At 39.9% G+C, this 18,092-nt stretch carries 21 protein-coding genes and 1 pseudogene; 17 read left to right on the top strand and 5 right to left on the bottom strand.

Translation table 11 applies throughout. From position 1 onward, the window contains the following. Positions 1-26 precede the first annotated feature (26 nt). From ccmA to IEZ33_RS14085, 12 genes and pseudogenes are all read left to right on the top strand, one after another. Positions 27-626, top strand: a pseudogene (gene ccmA, locus IEZ33_RS14140) (cytochrome c biogenesis heme-transporting ATPase CcmA); the annotation flags it as partial. Next, a complete protein-coding gene (gene ccmB / locus IEZ33_RS14135) occupies positions 623-1,285 on the top strand; it encodes a heme exporter protein CcmB (protein ID WP_191600674.1) in 663 nt (220 codons plus the stop codon). The pseudogene ccmA and the gene ccmB, both read left to right, overlap by 4 nt. Then, positions 1,285-2,031, top strand: a complete 747-nt coding sequence (locus tag IEZ33_RS14130; protein ID WP_191600673.1) for a heme ABC transporter permease — start codon at positions 1,285-1,287, stop codon at positions 2,029-2,031. Before ccmB ends, IEZ33_RS14130 begins: the two co-directional genes overlap by 1 nt. Next, positions 2,021-2,197, top strand: a complete 177-nt coding sequence (gene ccmD, locus IEZ33_RS14125) for a heme exporter protein CcmD (RefSeq protein WP_191600672.1) — start codon at positions 2,021-2,023, stop codon at positions 2,195-2,197. The genes IEZ33_RS14130 and ccmD overlap by 11 nt, the downstream gene beginning before the upstream one ends. Next, positions 2,197-2,652, top strand: a complete 456-nt coding sequence (gene ccmE, locus IEZ33_RS14120) for a cytochrome c maturation protein CcmE (protein WP_191600671.1) — start codon at positions 2,197-2,199, stop codon at positions 2,650-2,652. The genes ccmD and ccmE overlap by 1 nt, the downstream gene beginning before the upstream one ends. A gap of 12 nt (positions 2,653-2,664) precedes the next feature. Further along, complete coding sequence (locus tag IEZ33_RS14115; protein WP_191600670.1) at positions 2,665-4,608, top strand: heme lyase CcmF/NrfE family subunit; 1,944 nt, start codon at positions 2,665-2,667, stop codon at positions 4,606-4,608. Beyond that, complete coding sequence (locus IEZ33_RS14110; RefSeq protein ID WP_191600669.1) at positions 4,605-5,114, top strand: DsbE family thiol:disulfide interchange protein; 510 nt, start codon at positions 4,605-4,607, stop codon at positions 5,112-5,114. The genes IEZ33_RS14115 and IEZ33_RS14110 overlap by 4 nt, the downstream gene beginning before the upstream one ends. Further along, entirely contained in the window at positions 5,111-5,524 is a 414-nt protein-coding gene (locus IEZ33_RS14105) for a cytochrome c-type biogenesis protein (protein ID WP_191600668.1), read from the top strand. The genes IEZ33_RS14110 and IEZ33_RS14105 overlap by 4 nt, the downstream gene beginning before the upstream one ends. After that, positions 5,521-6,696: a tetratricopeptide repeat protein gene (locus IEZ33_RS14100; protein ID WP_191600667.1), complete on the top strand. Its 1,176-nt coding sequence runs from the start codon at positions 5,521-5,523 to the stop codon at positions 6,694-6,696. Before IEZ33_RS14105 ends, IEZ33_RS14100 begins: the two co-directional genes overlap by 4 nt. A gap of 64 nt (positions 6,697-6,760) precedes the next feature. Next, entirely contained in the window at positions 6,761-7,723 is a 963-nt protein-coding gene (zipA, locus tag IEZ33_RS14095) for a cell division protein ZipA (RefSeq protein ID WP_191600666.1), read from the top strand. 94 nt (positions 7,724-7,817) lie between these two features. Beyond that, complete coding sequence (gene ligA / locus IEZ33_RS14090) at positions 7,818-9,860, top strand: NAD-dependent DNA ligase LigA (RefSeq protein WP_191600665.1); 2,043 nt, start codon at positions 7,818-7,820, stop codon at positions 9,858-9,860. Next, positions 9,860-10,093 (top strand): YheU family protein, encoded by a 234-nt coding sequence (locus tag IEZ33_RS14085; RefSeq protein ID WP_191600664.1) that lies wholly within the window; start codon positions 9,860-9,862, stop codon positions 10,091-10,093. The genes ligA and IEZ33_RS14085 overlap by 1 nt, the downstream gene beginning before the upstream one ends. A gap of 39 nt (positions 10,094-10,132) precedes the next feature. Here the strand turns inward: IEZ33_RS14085 and cysE are convergent, their stop codons facing one another. Then, positions 10,133-10,945 (bottom strand): serine O-acetyltransferase, encoded by an 813-nt coding sequence (cysE, locus tag IEZ33_RS14080; protein WP_191603653.1) that lies wholly within the window; start codon positions 10,943-10,945, stop codon positions 10,133-10,135. Between the two features lie 116 nt (positions 10,946-11,061). Here cysE and IEZ33_RS14075 point away from each other — a divergent pair, with 116 nt between their 5' ends. After that, a complete protein-coding gene (locus IEZ33_RS14075; RefSeq protein WP_191600663.1) occupies positions 11,062-11,400 on the top strand; it encodes a hypothetical protein in 339 nt (112 codons plus the stop codon). 80 nt (positions 11,401-11,480) lie between these two features. Here the strand turns inward: IEZ33_RS14075 and mnmC are convergent, their stop codons facing one another. Both mnmC and IEZ33_RS14065 read right to left on the bottom strand, forming a co-directional pair. Further along, complete coding sequence (gene mnmC, locus IEZ33_RS14070) at positions 11,481-13,424, bottom strand: bifunctional tRNA (5-methylaminomethyl-2-thiouridine)(34)-methyltransferase MnmC2/FAD-dependent 5-carboxymethylaminomethyl-2-thiouridine(34) oxidoreductase MnmC1 (RefSeq protein ID WP_191600662.1); 1,944 nt, start codon at positions 13,422-13,424, stop codon at positions 11,481-11,483. Further along, a complete protein-coding gene (locus IEZ33_RS14065) occupies positions 13,414-13,968 on the bottom strand; it encodes a peptidylprolyl isomerase (RefSeq protein WP_191600661.1) in 555 nt (184 codons plus the stop codon). The genes mnmC and IEZ33_RS14065 overlap by 11 nt, the downstream gene beginning before the upstream one ends. Positions 13,969-14,073: 105 nt before the next feature. Between IEZ33_RS14065 and IEZ33_RS14060 the strand changes: the two genes are divergently transcribed. After that, complete coding sequence (locus tag IEZ33_RS14060; protein ID WP_191600660.1) at positions 14,074-14,352, top strand: Rdx family protein; 279 nt, start codon at positions 14,074-14,076, stop codon at positions 14,350-14,352. Between the two features lie 33 nt (positions 14,353-14,385). Here IEZ33_RS14060 and IEZ33_RS14055 read toward each other — a convergent pair whose 3' ends face one another. Further along, entirely contained in the window at positions 14,386-14,688 is a 303-nt protein-coding gene (locus IEZ33_RS14055; protein ID WP_191600659.1) for a YciI family protein, read from the bottom strand. 5 nt (positions 14,689-14,693) lie between these two features. Further along, on the bottom strand, positions 14,694-15,230 hold the full coding sequence (locus IEZ33_RS14050; RefSeq protein WP_191600658.1) for a septation protein A: 537 nt from the start codon (positions 15,228-15,230) through the stop codon (positions 14,694-14,696). Between the two features lie 29 nt (positions 15,231-15,259). Here IEZ33_RS14050 and IEZ33_RS14045 point away from each other — a divergent pair, with 29 nt between their 5' ends. The 3 genes from IEZ33_RS14045 to IEZ33_RS14035 all read left to right on the top strand — a co-directional run bounded on the left by IEZ33_RS14045 (position 15,260) and on the right by IEZ33_RS14035 (position 17,964). After that, positions 15,260-16,144 carry a PHP domain-containing protein gene (locus IEZ33_RS14045; RefSeq protein ID WP_240009542.1) on the top strand — a complete coding sequence of 295 codons (885 nt, stop codon included), beginning with the start codon at positions 15,260-15,262 and terminating at the stop codon, positions 16,142-16,144. A gap of 80 nt (positions 16,145-16,224) precedes the next feature. Next, positions 16,225-16,845 carry an L-threonylcarbamoyladenylate synthase gene (locus IEZ33_RS14040; protein WP_191600657.1) on the top strand — a complete coding sequence of 207 codons (621 nt, stop codon included), beginning with the start codon at positions 16,225-16,227 and terminating at the stop codon, positions 16,843-16,845. Between the two features lie 192 nt (positions 16,846-17,037). Continuing rightward, positions 17,038-17,964, top strand: a complete 927-nt coding sequence (locus IEZ33_RS14035; protein ID WP_191600656.1) for a class I SAM-dependent methyltransferase — start codon at positions 17,038-17,040, stop codon at positions 17,962-17,964. The last annotated feature ends 128 nt before the right edge of the window (positions 17,965-18,092 follow it).

The raw sequence follows: 18,092 nt of genomic DNA, 5'->3' as shown, positions 1-18,092 counted from the left end.
CAAATCTTTTGTATTCTTCTATTAGTTTAAGCGTGTCTAACCTTTGGATTGAGCGTGGAGAAAGGTATCTTTGTAAAGAGATGTCTTTTTCTCTTGTTAGTGGAGATATAGCAAAAATCAATGGGGAAAATGGCGCCGGCAAAAGTACCTTGTTAAAAGTTCTAGTTGGTATCTTACCGGCGTTAGAAGGGCATATTGTTTATAACAATGAAGACGTAAGTCGTTATCGGGACTTGTTGCATAATGATGTGCTGTATCTAGGGCATCACTCTGCAATCAAATCGGTTTTTTCTGTATCGGAAAACCTCCGTTGGTATTTTCCGAAGGCGAGTGATGAAGATATTTCGTTCGCACTGCATGCCGTTTCGTTATCCGGTTATGAAGATACGCCATCTAATCAACTTTCTGCGGGGCAAAAACGTCGTATTACGTTAGCTAGGCTATGGTTAACGGATAAACCTTTGTGGTTATTGGATGAGCCTTTCACTGCTTTAGATGTGAAGGGGGTTGATTCATTGGAAAAACGCATGAAGAGTCATATTAGCGCTGGAGGTGTTATTATCCTAACGACACATCAAAATATAGACGCATCTCTTCATATCAAAGAGATTGATTTAACGTTATGAACTATACTTCTTTTGCGAAAGGTGAATTGCTCACTTTGCTCCGAAGAAAGCAAGATACCATTAATGCGCTTGTGTTTTTCATAATGGTGATAACGTTGTTCCCATTAGGTGTCAGCCCTTCTCCCGAATTTTTAAGCGTTGCGGCTGGCGGTATTATTTGGTGTGCCGCCTCTTTGGCCATTTTGATGTCTGTTGAAAGTATGTTTAAAGAAGACTTCAATGATGGTTGTTTAGAGCAGTGGTTAGTCAGTGGGCTGTCGCTGCCACTTTTGATTTTGTTAAAAACTTTTATTCATTGGCTTATCGTTATTGTTCCTTTATTGGCCATGGCGCCTCTACTTTCTCAAATGCTATTTCTATCTACTGATATTTTTTATGTATTGCTAAAAACCTTGATCTTAGGCACTCCTGCCCTCTTTCTTATTGGTACAATTGGCTCTGCCTTGACGGTTTCTTTACGTCATGGTGCCGTACTTATGTTGTTAATTATTATACCATTCTACTTACCGGTTATTATTTTCTCTACAGGGGCGATTCGTGCCGCCCAGAATGGCATGCTGTATGACGGACAAATAGCGATATTGGGAGCAATTTCCTTGGTTTCCTTAGTTGTTTCTCCAATCATGTCTGCAATTTCAATTAAAGCGAGTGTAAATTAATGAGTTGGACTTGGTTTCATAAACTGGGGTCACCAAAGTGGTTTTTTCAGTTTGCATCACGTTGGTCTTTATGTGTTTTCTTGGGCGGCGTGACTTTATTGGTAGTCGGTATAATTTGGGGGTTGGGCTTTGCTCCCGAAGACTACCAACAAGGAAACAGCTTTAGAATTATTTATATTCATGTGCCTGCCGCTATTTTGGCTCAGTCATGCTATTTGGGGCTTGGTATTGCTGGCTTCGTGTTTCTAGTCTGGCAAATGAAAATGGCGCCAATATTCATTAAATCGGTTGCGCCTTTAGGTGCGTTAGCGGCCTTAATTGCGTTACTCTCAGGTGCAATATGGGGCAAACCGACTTGGGGTACTTGGTGGGTTTGGGATGCTCGCCTAACTTCAGTGCTAGTACTATTTTTATTGTATATGGGTGTGATGGCTATCCAAAATAGCTTAGATGATAAAGTCTTAGCAGATAAAGCGGTTTCAGTGATCTGTGTCGTTGGGTTGATTAATTTGCCTATTATTAAATATTCCGTTGAATGGTGGAATACTCTGCATCAACCTGCCACCTTCAAATTGACTGAGAAACCCGCTATGCCAATGGAAATGTGGTTGCCACTGCTTGTCAGCAGTATCGGTTTGTATTTGTTTATAGCGGGTCTTGCGATGATTCGTATGCAAACAGAAATATTAAATAGAGAGCGCCGGTCTAATTGGGTAAAGAATGAGGTATTGAACCGTGGCATTTGATTCTTTTTCAGATTTTCTTCAAATGGGAAGACATGGCTTTTATGTCTGGACAGCTTATGGGATAAGCGCTGTAAGTTTATTGGCTATTGCTTGGCAAACCTGGCAACAAAAGAGACAAGTTACCAATCAATTAGTCAAACGTTTTACCAGAGAGCAGGAAAAGTGATGCATCCAATTAGAAAAAAACGAATTATTGCTATCAGTAGCATTGTTGTTGTACTTGGGGTGGCACTTGCTCTGGTTATGTATGCATTACAACAAAACATCAATTTATTTTATTCTCCTTCTCAAATTGCGGCCGGTGAAGCGCCAAAAGACGTTATGTTAAGGGCTGGAGGCATGGTGGTAGATGGCAGTGTTAAAAGAGACAATAAAACCTTATATGTTTCTTTTGAAGTGACAGACTTTACCGAGAAAGTCAGGATTGAATATAAAGGGATATTGCCTGATTTGTTTAGAGAAGGGCAGGGGATTGTGGCTCAGGGTAAGCTAAATGCTGACGGTGTATTTATCGCTTCCGAAGTATTGGCTAAGCATGATGAAGAATATATGCCTCCAGAAATTGCAGAAGCCCTAAAACAAGCCGAGCTTAATTCAGACTCATCTAACACCTCTTATTGATTGGTATTTTTCATGTTTCCAGAAATTGGTCATTTCACACTAATTTTATCTTTGTTTTTTGCTGTTTCTTTATCCATTCTCCCTATTTATGGTTATTGGAGGCGCAATCTCATTTTATTAGAACTTGCTCGGCCTTTAACCTATGTAATGACAGCGCTGGTTTTTATTAGCTTTTTGGCTCTAGCCTATTCTTTTGCCATAGATGATTTTTCTGTGTTGTATGTTAGTCAGAATTCTAACAGTCAATTACCTGTATGGTTCAAAATTAGTGCTGTTTGGGGCGGACATGAGGGCTCTTTATTGTTGTGGGTGCTGATCTTATGCGGTTGGGCTTGTGCTGTCGCTATCAAAGGCGACAATCTTCCAACAGAAGTGCGCTCTCTCGTTTTATCTGTATTAGGTATTGTTACCACAGGGTTTGCGTCCTTTCTATTATTTACCTCTTCCCCTTTTATTCGTTTATTACCTGAAGCACCTCTAGAGGGGGCGGATCTTAATCCTCTATTACAAGACGTAGGTTTAATTATTCATCCCCCTATGCTTTATATGGGGTACGTTGGATTTTCAGTCGCATTTGCGTTTGCTATTACCGCTCTCATTACGGGTAATTTGAATGCGTCATGGGCTCGCTGGGCAAGACCCTGGACCTCTGTTTCTTGGGCTTTTCTAACTATTGGTATCACATTAGGAAGTTGGTGGGCGTATTACGAACTTGGCTGGGGTGGCTGGTGGTTTTGGGATCCCGTGGAAAATGCTTCCTTTATGCCTTGGTTAGCCGGTACGGCATTGATCCATTCATTGGCCGTGACTGAAAAGCGCGGTGTATTTAAAAGCTGGACGGTACTTCTCGCCATTTTTACATTTTGTTTAAGCTTATTGGGTACTTTCCTAGTCCGTTCAGGTGTTCTCACCTCTGTACATGCGTTTGCTGCTGACCCTACCCGAGGTGTCTATATTTTAGTGCTGCTATTTTTAATGGTGGGTGGTAGTTTATTGCTATATGCACTGAAGGCATCAGAAGTGAAATCTAGAGTCACATTTGGTGCGACAGGTCGGGAAGCATGGCTGTTATTAAATAATATTTTGTTAACCACCATGACATTGACCGTCTTGATTGGAACACTGTATCCGCTAATCTTCGATGCTTTGGGTTTCGGGAAAATTTCAGTAGGAGCCCCTTATTTTAATAGTGTTTTTTCTCCTATGGCACTATTGCTTATGGTCTTTATGTCAATAGGACCTTTGTCAAAGTGGCATAACACCTCTGTTAATGTCTTAGCAAAAAAGCTAATGATACCGGCAGGCTGTTCGCTCGTTAGTGGCGCTGTTCTAACTTACAGTTATGACCTTGGACTAATGTCTTGGATCAGTTTAAGTGTGGCTTTTTGGGTGTTTATACTGACTTTTTATGATTGGTTCGTAAAAGTGAGCGCGGGTTCTAAGGGGATTATACCAAGAGCGAGAATGTTGCCAAGAAACTATTACGGAATGGTACTTGCCCATTTAGGTATGGCTGTCTCTTTGGTTGGTGTCTTGTTTGTCAGTGTAAGCAGTGATGAACAAATGGTTCGAATGAGCAAAGGGGATGTCAGTGTTCTTTCTGGCTATGAGTTTAAGTTCGATGGTGTTAAACATTTTGAAGGCCCCAATTTTATTGCTGACCAAGGACAAATCATTATTTCGAAAGACGGTGAGTTTGTTGCGCATTTAAAGCCTGAAAAGCGTTTTTATGACGCTCGTGGTCAGGTTATGACTGAGGCCTCTATTGATAATGGTTTGTTTAGAGATCTCTATATTTCTCTAGGTGAGGACCTGGGTGAAGGGGCTTGGGGGGTTAGAATTCATGTAAAGCCTTTTGTTCGTTGGATTTGGCTCGGCGGTATTTTAATGATGTTTGGTGGATTGCTTTCTGCAATGGATAAACGCTATAGAAAAGTATCAGGGGCGGCAATATGAAGAAGCTGTTGTTTTTTCTACCTTTAATTGCTTTTGCCGTTTTAGGCAGCGTGTTTTTTTTGCAGTTAGGTAAAGATACGCAATATATGCCTTCTGCATTAATTGATAAACCACTACCAAATGTGGCTTTAGTTGATTTGCATTCTAATCAAATCGTAACGAATGACGCTTTACCCACAGGCCCTTATCTCATTAATTTTTGGGGAACATGGTGTCCAGCTTGCAGTGTTGAACACAGTTATTTAATGGCATTAGCGGATCAAGATGTGTCAATAGTTGGCATTGATTATAAAGACGAAACCAGTGAAGCTATAAAATGGTTACAAGAAAGAGGCGATCCTTACACGCACGTTCTACTAGACGAGTTAGGCCATTTTGGCGTCGATATGGGAGTAACAGGGGCACCTGAAACTTTTGTGGTTAACTCTAAAGGTGTTGTTGTTTATCGTCACCAGGGTGTTGTGGATGACGTTGTCTGGCAATCAATGAAGGTGTATTTTAAATGAGATTTTCTTTGTTTTTCTGCTTAATTACATTGTTTTCTTCTGCCGCTTTTTCTGAGGCTGAGTCTGTTTTAAAGTTCAGTTCATCATTGCATGAAACTCGCTATAACTCTCTGATAGAAGAACTGCGTTGCCCAAAGTGTCAAAATCAAAACCTAGCCGACTCTAATGCTGGAATTGCCATTGATCTTCGTAATCAAATTTATAGCATGATTGAGCAAGGTCTCAGTGATAAAGAGATTGTAGATTACATGGTTGCCCGATACGGAGAGTTTGTTCTATATAAACCCTCGAATAATGCAGGCACTTTTTTTCTTTGGTATGGGCCCCTAATTTTATTGGTACTTGGGTTGATTGCTTTTGTTTTGATTATTCGTAGTAATCGTCGGTCATTAAGGAGCGATTCAAAATGATATTTGGCTGGTTAGTGATGGCGGTTATATTAATCGTTTCTGTTTTTTATGTGTTACGTTCAGTCGTTGGGATAACAAAAAAGAGTGAAGTTGAATTAGCCGCTAATTTCTCTGTTATTAGACGCAAAGAAATTGAAGATGAGGTCGCTTTTGGACGTATTAGTCCAAATGAAGCGCAACAATTAGAAGAGGATCTTACATTAGAAGAAACCGCAAAATCTAAAGGGTATCACTACGTTCTTAATAATCGAATGACGCAATTGATGCTAGCAATCTTTGTTGTGGCGAGTGTATTAGGAAGTGTTTCTCTTTATGAAAAGCTGGGCTTCCATAAAGAAGTCGCTTTTACTGCTGCCATTTCTAGTAAGTCGATGTCTCCAGAAAAACTGTCTGATTTTTTAACTTTTCGAGCAAATAAATATGGTCGAGCAGAAGATTGGTATTTTGTTGCCCAAGATTTTTTAAGTCAAAATGATTATCTTCAAGCTCTCCCCGCCTTCGATAAAGCTTTAGCTAAAATGCCTGGTGATGAGGTTGATAATAAAATTCGTGTGTTGGTTGAATATGCTCAAGCCATTTTTTATGCTAATGGTCAAAAAGTAAACGAAAAGATGAAAGAGGCCGTCGATGAGGTGTTACTTCTAGACCCTAATCAAGCGACAGCATTAGGCCTTAAAGGCATTGCTGAGTTTGATAGCAAAAACTACATAGGTGCTATAACCGCTTGGCAAAAAGCCATTGTAAATGGCCAGAATCCGAATGAACGATCCGCTCTTTTAGAGGGTATTCGAAAAGCAAGAGAAACAGGGAATATTAGCGAAGCCGATATTCCAAGCTTAATTAAACAGCGCTTAAGTATTCAGCTTGATCTGAGTGCTATGAAATCCATAGACCCGCAAAGTGTCTTCTTGGTGTATGCTAGACTGCCTGATCAGCCTATGCCAATCGCCATTAAGCGCCTTTCGGTAAATGATATTACTCAGATTATTGAATTAACGAATTTAGATAATTTAATGCCCGGGATAACGTTAGCCGATGCTAAAAAGGTAGACATAATTGTAAAATTGGCCAAAATCACTGACACCGATTTGACTCAAGGCAAAATAATCGGATCAAAAAAAGGTGTTTTCATTGAAAAAACAAAACTTTTAATCATTCCTGTCTCGTTATAATTGAATCTAGGCTGACATAGTTTAATAATATGCATAACTTTATTAATGTAATTCGGAATACATAATGGATTTTAGCTTGCGTGAGTGGCTAATAGCAGTTGGCGTTTTCATAATCATTGTCATTTTGATTGATGGCTATCGTCGCTATAAAAAAAATAACGCTTTTGATGAGTCTCAAGAGGATGAGGTTGTTGATCCAGATGTTCTCTTAAAAGATGCGATCATTAAACGTGAGTTACCTAATGGCGGAGCTCGTCCTGTAGCGGGCTCTGAAGCGGTTAATAATGCGTTTGAAGTGGCACGTCAAACATCAAATGCCCCGTTAACAGATCTGCCTCACAAGCTAGACTCTGGCCCAAGCTTTCATAAAGATGATGAAATACATCTTGATGAGCTTGAGTCTCTTGTTCCTGAACGTTTTAGCGCAGTGGATGAATCAGAGACGCGAAAAAGTTATTCAGACGAAGGTCATGCCTTTACAGCGGATAGTGCTTCTCAAGAGGACTTTGAACGAGATTATTCTATTGTAGATGTCGATCAACCGATTGCAGGCAATTCGACGGAAGAATTTTTAGAAGAGGATTATGACGCAGAGATTGAAGAAGTTATTGTAATCAATGTTTTTTCTCCTGAAAATAGCCCTTTTGTAGGCGTTGAATTACTGCAGTTGGTGTTAAACTGCGGTATGCGATATGGAGAAATGGATATTTTTCATCGACATGAAGAAGGCTTTGATCGAGGAAAAGTTCAGTTTAGTATGGCGAATGCTGTTGAGCCAGGGACGTTTAATATTGATTCTATGGGTGAGAAAACCTTTCCAGGAGTCAGTTTTTTTATGGGATTACCTGGCCCAAAAAACAGCATGATGGCTTTTGATTTTATGTTGGAAACGGCTCAAGCAATCGTTAGAAATTTGGGCGGCGAACTCAAAGACGAAAGACGCAATCTGATGAGTGAGCAAGCTATTTCTCATAGTCGTCAACGAATTCGTGACTTTGAGCGTCGGAAGCTCAAAAAAATAAAATAAACCTTCTTTACTTAAATTATGAAAAGGCCATCGTAAAGTGGCCTTTTTTATGTGTAACGATGTCATACCAATTAATGTATAGAGAGAGAAACGAATGACCGATCAGTCAACAAAATTAATCAACAAACAGATTGCTGATTTGGTGAAGTTGTTAAACGATTACAGTTATGCCTATCACATTCAAGATGCGCCGATTGTTCCTGATATAGAATACGATCGTTGTTATATGGCGTTACAGGCGTTAGAAGCACAGCACCCTGAGCTGGTATTAGAAAACTCTCCAACACAAAGAGTGGGTGAAAAGCCTACACAAGGTTTTATTACGGTCTCACATACACGGCCTATGCTTTCTTTAGATAATGCTTTCAATGATGAGTCACTGGAAGACTTTCACGAAAGAGTAGTGAAGCTGCTAGGTGACGCTGATGTTGATTATTGTTGTGAGCCAAAGCTTGATGGCTTAGCCATTAGTTTACGTTACGAGTCTGGTCGTTTAGTACGAGGGTTAACTCGTGGTGATGGGCTGTCCGGTGAAGATATCACTTCAAATATTAGAACCTTGAACTCCATTCCCTTAACATTACGAACGGATGAACCTCCTACTGTTGTTGAAGTGAGAGGTGAAATTTACATGCCAAAGGAAGGATTTGAGCGTTTGAATTCATTAGCTCGAGAAAAGGGAGAGAAAGCGTTTGTGAATCCTCGCAATGCGGCGGCTGGGTCATTAAGGCAGTTAGATCCTAAAATTACCGCTAGCCGGCCATTGGTTCTGTGTGTTTATTCAATAGGCTATATAGAAGGGCACGGTTCGTTTAGTAGCCATTTTGACTCATTATCGACTCTTAATGATTGGGGGTTCAAAGTGAACCCTTTAATGGAAAAAGTGAATGGTATAAAAGGGTGTATTGAATACTATGCCAAACTTGAGTCCATCCGGAATGAACTTGCTTATGATATAGATGGTATTGTGTATAAAGTTGACTCAATAGAGGATCAAAAGCGTCTAGGTTTTGTAGCAAGAGCACCTCGTTGGGCGATAGCGAGGAAATTTCCCGCCCAAGAAGAAATGACACAAATTGAAGACATCGATTTTCAGGTAGGTCGAACGGGTGCAATCACGCCTGTTGCTCGTTTAACACCTGTTTTTGTTGGCGGGGTAACTGTTTCAAATGCCACCCTCCATAACAAGGATGAAATGCTTCGATTGGGAGTGAAAGTAAAAGATTATGTGATTATTCGACGTGCTGGGGATGTTATTCCTCAAATAGTACAAGTGGTTGAAGAAAAACGGCCTGATGATTCTTACGACGTTATTTATCCTTCACAGTGTCCAGTATGTGGTTCTGATACAGAGCGAGTTCCAGGTGAGGCTGTGGTTCGCTGTACTGGTGGTCTTATTTGTGCGGCTCAACGTAAAGAGGCGTTAAAGCATTTTGTCTCGCGTAAGGCGATGGATATAGATGGCTTAGGTGACAAGCTAGTTGAGCAATTAGTCGAACTGGATTTTATCTCTTCACCTGCCGATGTATTTTTATTGAAAGAAAAACAAACGGATCTGCTTAATCTTGAACGAATGGGGCAAAAATCCTTAGATAATTTATTGAATTCTATTGAAAGAGCCAAACAAACGCAATTTAATCGGTTTATCTATTCTTTAGGTATTCGAGAAGTCGGAGAGGCTACTGCAAGAACCTTAACGTCCTATTTTAAAACCTTAGATGAGTTGATGTCAGCCACGGAAGAAGAATTAATCGATGTGGAGGATGTCGGCCCTATTGTTGCTCAGCATATAAGGTTATTTTTCCAACAAGAAAATAATGTCGAAACGATCAGATCCTTGATTAATGCGGGAATTACTTGGGAAACTAAGCGGAATTCCGTTGGTCAAGGTCCATTACCTTTAGAAGGTAAAACTTACGTAGTAACCGGATCACTTAGTCAAATGAACCGCGATGAAGTAAAAGAGCGGCTAATTCAACTAGGGGCTAAAGTGAGTGGCTCTGTCTCTAAAAAAACAGACTGTTTAATTGCAGGTGAAAAAGCCGGTTCTAAGTTAACAAAAGCCCAGTCACTTGACGTTTCAATTATGGATGAATCTCAACTTATGACGTTTTTATCAGAATACGGAGAGGTGTAATGGACACATTGATTCCACATCATTCTTTAGAAAAGGAAACTTTAAACAGGATATTGGAAGAAATTGTTACTCGTGATGGGACCGATTACGGAAACTACGATCTTACTTTAGAAGAAAAAGTTGCAGAAGCGTTGGCTTTATTATCATCAAAAAGTGCATTTTTGTTATTTGATACAGAAAGTGAGACCGTAAAACTCCTATCTAAAGATCAATTACAGCAATATGATCTTTAGATAGGTTTACACAGAGGACTTTAAAAGGCGTGTTGATTATTAACTTTTTCTCTGAACACAATGATTTATATTGTGATCCATTATTCTAGATGGTTCTTTTTCTGTATTTCGGCCAACAACTTTAGCGGGTACTCCCGCTACAGTTGTATGTGCTTCAACGGCTTCAATAACGACACTACCCGCACCAATTTTCGCGCCTTCACCTACTTCAATGTTTCCAAGGATTTTTGCACCAGCGCCAATTAACACGCCGCTGCGTATTTTAGGGTGTCGATCCCCGTGTTCCTTACCTGTGCCTCCGAGGGTAACAGACTGTAAAATAGAAACATTGTCGTCGATAACACAAGTCTCACCAACAACCAGTCCTGTGCCGTGATCAAGCATCACTCCTCCGCCAATTTTTGCCGCTGGGTGAATATCGACACTGAATGCCATAGATACTTGACTTTGCATGAAAAGAGCAAGGCTTTCTCGTTTTTGCTTCCATAGCCAGTTGGCGATGCGGTGGCTTTGTAACGCATGGAACCCTTTAAAAAATAAGAAGGGTGTTGTTAGGCACTCACACGCGGCGTCACGTTCTTTTATAGCTAAAATATCTTGTTCAATAAGAGACACAATATTCGAACTTTTATCGGCCATGGCTTCTTCAAATACTTCGCGTAATACCATCGCGGGAATTGAAGCGCTGTCGAGCTTATTTGCTAGCAAGAAACTGATCGCAGATTGTAAGCTTTCGTGTCTAAGGATTGTTGTATTAAAAAAACTTGCTAATATAGGTTCACCTTGTGCGAGTTTCTTTGCTTCTGAATGTAAAGACGACCATAAGTTGCCTGGTGTCACGGTATTGTGCATTGCATTACTCAATCTGTTCACCAATGTTAATTCTGAGGTAAAATGTAATTTATGGGTTAGCATGAAACAAAACAAGGGCAAACGCAAACAAAGTGCCCTCATTTTCTGGAGAGACTATGACTACCAAAACAGTTGCCGATGCATTGCATGTATTTTACGAGTTAAACAGTGCTTTTGCTGATGCGTATTGGGAAACCAATGATATTAATAACAAAGATTTATTCTTTGCCATGAGGTCGTTATTACAAGAAGAACTAGATGAGTTGCATAAACTTAGTATGCAGGACCATATCTACCCATATGAGCCGATCAACCCGAGTGTTTTACGGCTTAAGGGGAAACTTGAAAACTTGTCTCCAAATCTTGAATCCATTGTTCTTCGTACTCAAACGGCAAGTAATTTAACCGATCTGATTCCAAGTGCTTGTGCGTTGTTTAGTAAGGGTGCCATGTAAAGCGGTATGAAATAGAAACAGACATCCTAAAAATAAGACTAGTAATGCTTCAGTGCGTATTATTTTACTAGTCTTATTAATTAACGGCGTTTCAATCTTCTTATCGTAAAGCGAGCAGGGTGCAATGCTCTCTCGATTTGTCTTTCAAAAGGCGAGGCCTCATTTAAAATCAAGCTGGTTAAATAACAGGCACTCAGTGGTGTAGAAACTAAGCCTTTTGATCCATGACATATATTGATAAAAAGGCCACTTAACGGTTGGGCTGTTTTATCTGACTTCCACTTCGCGTTCTTGCTGAGTTTGGCATAACATTCGTTCAATGTCTCTTGCTCAAAGATTGGTCCAACAATGGGGGTGTAGTCCGGTGCGGTGCAGCGGAAAGACACTCTACCAGCGCAGTCGTTCGCTTTATTTTGCCAATTTTGGTTTGGGATCAGTTTTTCTAGCTTTTGAAGGTTTTTCTGGTGGTCTGTAAACCTCACATTTTCATCGGTGTCGTTAAGACTGTACGTAGAGCCAAAGTGAAGGTGTTTACTCCCTTTCTCATCAATAGGAGGAGACACATAACCTTCGTGACAAATGACCTTGTCTAGAAGGACATCTTCATTTAGGGGAAGCGATGACACTTGCCCCCTTATGGCCTTTCTGGGTAAGTCAAGAAATGTATCAGCAAGCCCACTGTCGTACGCTTGACATAAAATAACATGAGAAAATTCTTCTATTGACTCATTTGAGTAAACTTTCCATGACTGGTTACCCAGCGACTCAAGTTTTTTTAATGGCTTATTTAAATGTAATTGTATTTTGCTATGATCAAGTAAGTGTTTGCATAGATCTTTGGGTTTAACCCATCCAGAAAGTGGCAAAAACAACTCATTATTATTTTTATTTTGCCGTAAAACGTCTTGAGGGTATATTTCATCCGCTATTATTTTTTTGAATCTATTTGATTCAAGATCGGTAATTGGCTTCTGAATTAACCCACAATCATTCCAAAAGGTATTGGTTGAATCTATCGATTTTAAAAACCGATTAGTATAGAGATAACCTGCAAGATAAAAACGGTTTAATGGCGTATCGTGACTAGCCAGTTTAGGGTAAATCATACCTTGAGGGTTACCAGACGCCCCGTCAGCGATCTCTTTTTTTTCTTCCCAGACATCAACTAAAATGCCTCTAGAGGCCAATTGCCAAGCGCAATGAGAGCCTGCAAGTCCTGCTCCAATAATGAGTACTTTTTTGGGGGGAGGAGTATTCGATCGAACACTGAGCCAAGGTAAACCTTCTGACATTCTTTGATGAAATGAGTCTGGTTGCTTTTCTAAAATACCCTTGAGCATTTCTCTTTTTTGGCCGAAGCCTTTCACTTTCTTTATGGCAAAGCCTGTTGACTGGAGCCCTCTTCTTACAATACCAGCGGCCGTAAAGGTTGAGAGCGTTGTGCCGGTATCGCTTAGCCTTAAAATTTCTTTAAATAATGATTCGGACCACATTTCAGGATTTTTGCTGGGGGCGAATCCATCAAGGAACCAAGCATCTACATGTGCATTCAATGTAGCGAATCCCTCAGAGGCTTCACCAAACCAAAGAGTGAGTTGGACCTTTCCTTGATTTAATGAAATTCGGTGAAGCCCATGACAAATGACAGGATAATTAGCGATTAGCTCATCGCTTAACGCAGAAAGCTCTGGCCACATTTTTAGTGCCGTTTTCAACATATCTACAGAGAGAGGGTATTTTTCAACTGACAGGAAATGCAGTGTTGCATCTAGAGGGCCTGATTTAAGCCAAGCATCCCATGCACATAAAAAATTTAATCCCGTTCCGAAGCCTGTTTCTGCAATAGTGAAACAGGATCCTGGTAGATTTTTCCAGCGTTCTGTTAAGTTGTTTTGTTGGATAAACACATAGTCAGTTTCTTCAATTCCCGATTGTGTATCAAAATAGATATCACCAAATTGTCTAGAATTTGGTGCGCCATTATCCTGCCATGTTAATTCTGGGGAGGACAGTTTATAGACCATCAGTACGTACTACTTTTTCTATAATGACATTTTTGGTCGGTACGTTTTGATAGGGCCCAACTGTTTGAGTCGGTATTTTTGCAATTTTATCTACTACATCCATTCCCGCTGTTACCTTACCAAAAACGGTATAACCGTAACCTCTGGCACTGTGATTCAAAAAGGCGTTATCGATATGATTGATAAAAAACTGAGACGTTGCGCTGTTTGGGTCTTGAGTGCGGGCCATAGAAATAGTGCCTCTATCGTTATAAAGATTATTATCGCCTTCATAGGCAACCGCTTTATACGTGTCTTTTCTCTCAAGCGTTGGTGTGAACCCACCACCTTGAACCATAAAGCCAGGCATTACTCTATGAAAAATAGTGTTACTGTAAAACCCATCATCCACATAACGCAAAAAATTTGTGACAGTTTTTGGTGCCGCGTCTTCATTTAAATTAACCGTTATTGTTCCTTGATTAGTAACAATGTTCACTTCGGTAGCCGCGGCCGTCAGAGAGACTGTGGCGATCGCTAGGGCTGAAATAACGTGTTTTATCATAATTTGCTTCCTTATTTTAAAATTGTCACTAATATTAGGGGGTTCATTGGTGCGAGCCAAGTGTTTTAATTAGAAGGTTTTGTTGTTAATTGTATGGGTATTGTCATGAGAACGGTTGATGTAGAAATTGAATATTGCACCCTTTGTCGATGGATGCTTCGCGCCGCTTGGTTATCACAGGAGTTATTAAGTACGTTTGATGATGACATTAAGAGTGTTAAATTAATTCCAGTTCAAGGCGGTGTTTTCAAAGTAAGAGCAAATAATACTGAAATTTGGTGTCGTAAAGAAGAGGATGGCTTTCCAGATGCCAAGACTCTTAAGAAAAGGTTAAGAGATCTTATTGACCCTCAAAGAGATCTTGGTCATCTTGATAAGAAATAGACACCTGAAAATTATAAGTAATCTTTACTCAATTTAAGCCGGTAAGACTTGTTTAAAGGGTTTTACTGTCACATTTTTGTATACGCCTGCTGCCAAGTATGGGTCTTCACTAGCCCATGCTTGAGCGGCCTCTAAAGAGTCGAACTCGGCTATAATAATACTGCCACTAAATCCGGCCTCTCCTGGATCATTACTATCGATCATAGGGTTTGGTCCTGCAAGAATGAGCTTGCCACCACTTTGTAAGGTGTGCAGTCGCTCCAAGTGAGCGGCACGAGATTTGGCTCGGTCCGCCAAACTATTTGGGTGATCTTCTCCAACGATGGAATACAGCATAGAATTTACTCCTTATTTTGTAAGTGAGATGACAAATAAATGCCTTGTAGAATAATAAAAACAAGAGTCATACCAAGCAAACCAAATAGTTTAAAGTTTACCCATACCTCTTCACTAAATTGAAAGGCAACATAGAGATTTGCTATGGCGGATACAATAAAAAAACCTACCCACGCAAGATTCAGAGTACGCCACACTTTAAACGGTAATTCTATTTTATCCCCCATCATTCTTTGAATGATGTTTTTGTTACCAATGAATTGGCTACCAAAAAAAGCAAGAGCGAAAAGGCCGTTAACAATGGTTGGTTTCCATTTGATAAAATCGCCATCCCCTAACAGAACGGTAGCACCGCCTAAAAGGATGACCAATACCAGAGAGACGATGTGCATCTTCTCAATCGTTCGTGTTTTGATCCAGCTATAGGCAACTTGAATTATGGTTGCAGGAATCAGGACCGCCGTCGCTATAATGATATCTCCTGAGTATTTATAGACGCCAAAGAAGATAATAATGGGTAAAAAATCGAATAAAATTTTCATATAAAAACCAAATTATGTATGCTGTAGGCATGATAACGATCAAAGACATTAATGAACAGGGGAGAATTAACGATTCTCAACTACACCGCAGAATTGACTTTCATAGTCACTCGACTTTTTCCGATGGGGCACTCACGCCAAAAGCACTTTTATCTTTAGCTTCCGAGCAAAATATAGAGCTATTCTCGCTGACAGATCATGACACGATTGCTGGGTTAGGTGAAGCAAGAGAGGCGGCTAAGGTACATAATATTAAACTGGTTACTGGTGTAGAAATTTCTACTTTATGGAAAGGTATACCGATTCATTTGGTTGCATTAAATTTTTCCGAAGATAACTCTGCACTTCTTGAGGTATTAGATGCCAATCAAAAAATTCGTATTGATAGAGCAAAAAAAATAGCGCTCTTGCTGATGAAGCAAGGTTTACCCGATTTATTTGATAACGCTATGCAAGAAGCTGGCACCAGTCAGATCGGTCGTCCACATTTTGCTCGTGTAATGGTAGATCAAAACCTTGTCAAAGACGTAAATAAAGCCTTCGATCGCTATTTAGGTAATAAACGCTTAGGTCAGTTGAGGGACGTATGGCCTGATTTAGAGTCTGTTTTGTCCGTATTAAACGGTCATGGGATGGAGCTTGTATTAGCGCACCCAAAACGTTATCCGATCACCGTTACAAAGTTGAAGAAACTGATTTTCGACTTTGTTCAATATGGAGGTACTTCTTTAGAGGTTTCTTCAGGTAACGATAAACCCGAAAGTGTTCGCCTATTGGAAGGTCTTATTAAAGAACATAAGATTAAAGCGTCGGTAGGCAGTGATTTTCATGGACCGTATGGCCCTTGGTGTCAGGTCGGAAAATTCACTCCTTTTGATGAGGCGAGAATTGGAACCGTTTGGCAAGATTGGTAGCAAGGTTTTGTTATTGTTGAATATATTACTAATTGTTTTGCAGCGAGAATGTGAGTTCTATCAGGCTGCTGGAGTATGAAATGAGTCAGTTTTTCCAAATACACACTGAAAACCCACAAGTACGCTTGATTAAGCAGGCGGCTGAAGTGATACGTAAAGGTGGCGTCATTGTTTATCCAACAGACTGCGGGTATTCATTAGGTTGTCATTTAGGAGATAAATCGGCGTTAGACAGAATTCGTGCAATTCGTCGACTTGACGATAAGCACAACTTTACTTTGGTGTGCAGTGATCTTTCAGAGATTTCAACGTATGCTCGTTTTGATAATGCGTTATATCGTTTGTTAAAACACAATACGCCAGGGCCATATACTTTTATTTTTAATGCCACCTCTGAAGTTCCTAGGCGTTTATTGCATCCGAAGCGTAAAACAATAGGTATCCGAGTGCCTGATAACAAAATAGTACAGGCATTGTTGGCTGAGTTAGGTGAGCCTATTATGAGCTCATCTCTCATACTTCCCGGTGAAACTATGCCCATGACAGATCCTTACGATATAAGAGATACGCTGGAGCATGCTCTAGATCTCGTTATTGATGGTGGTTATTGCGGCATGGAACCAACAACCGTAGTAAAAATGGATACGGATGACATTGAAATTGTTCGTGTTGGAGCGGGTGATCCTTCACCCTTTCAGTAATGTGGCAATTTTATTAAACCGCTAATTAGATTGGTATATTTTAAGCTGGGCTTTTGTTGTTAGTCTTGGTTATGGCGGCATTAAACGGATTTATTCGCTTTCTTTGAGCAAGTTTGTGCTCTGCACCTTTTATTGTACTTATTAGTATCTCAAACAGAGCCGTAAATCGATGTTGGAAAAAGTAGGATAAATGTGATTTCTTATTCCCCTATATTAGACGCTATTGAGCAGGCCGATGTTTCTGAAAATGAATTGAGGCGTATTTTTCATGGAAGAGGGCATTGTTTTCCCTCTTTAGAACACATCAATTTAGATTTTTATCCGCCATTCTTGTTTTTGACTTCTTATCAAGAGATTGAAACCGATGAGCTCGAGAGGCTCGTTCATCAAGTATGGAATAAAGCATCTGTTTATGCCGATTTTATAACCGGTCTTGTGTATCAACAGAGAGCGGGAAGAGAAACCAGTAGTCGAGTATTCTATGGTACGTTGCCCAGTCCTCATATTGTTGTTGAATTGGGGCTTTCTTACCAAGTTGATTTGTTGACGCATCAGAATACAGGCATTTTTCCTGATATGCGTAATGGACGATCATTTGTTGTTTCTCAATCTAAACATAAAAAAGTACTTAATCTTTTCTCCTATACCTGTGGCTTCTCTTTGGCGGCGATGCATGGGGGAGCCACTTCCGTTGTTAATATGGATATGAATAAAGGGGTTTTAGCGCAAGGGAAAGTAAATCATAAATTGAATGGTTTTGATGAGAACGTACGTTTTTTTCCCCATGATATTCTTAAGTCCTTTGGCAAGCTTAAAAAATTAGGGCCTTTTGAGTTAATTATTATTGATCCCCCAAGCTTTCAAAAAGGCAGTTTCGAATTAACAAAAGATTATCAAAAAATATTACGCCGTCTTTCTGATATTGTCAGCAATAAGGCGACTTTACTCTTGTGTGCCAATAGTCCTGATTTAACAGAAAAGAAGTTTATGGAATTGATTACAGAACATGCAGGCGATGGCTTTAATTTTGAGTACCGACTTGAGAGCGCTTTAGGTTTTCCAGAAAAAGATCAGAATAAAAACCTTAAGGCCTTAGTATATCGTTATCATGGACTGTAAATGGTGTGATTCGTCTTTTAATTATTCTTTTTGTAGGTATTTAAATGGCTGACTTGTTATATGAGTTTAGTATATTTATAAATGAGGGGTGTAAAGACATAGATTGCAGATTATAATGCTTCTATTAT

The sequence above is a fragment of the Marinomonas algicola genome (assembly GCF_014805825.1).
GTDB lineage: Bacteria > Pseudomonadota > Gammaproteobacteria > Pseudomonadales > Marinomonadaceae > Marinomonas > Marinomonas algicola.
Note: the sequence above shows the minus strand (reverse complement) of the source record. Positions and strands in the feature narration are given on the sequence as shown.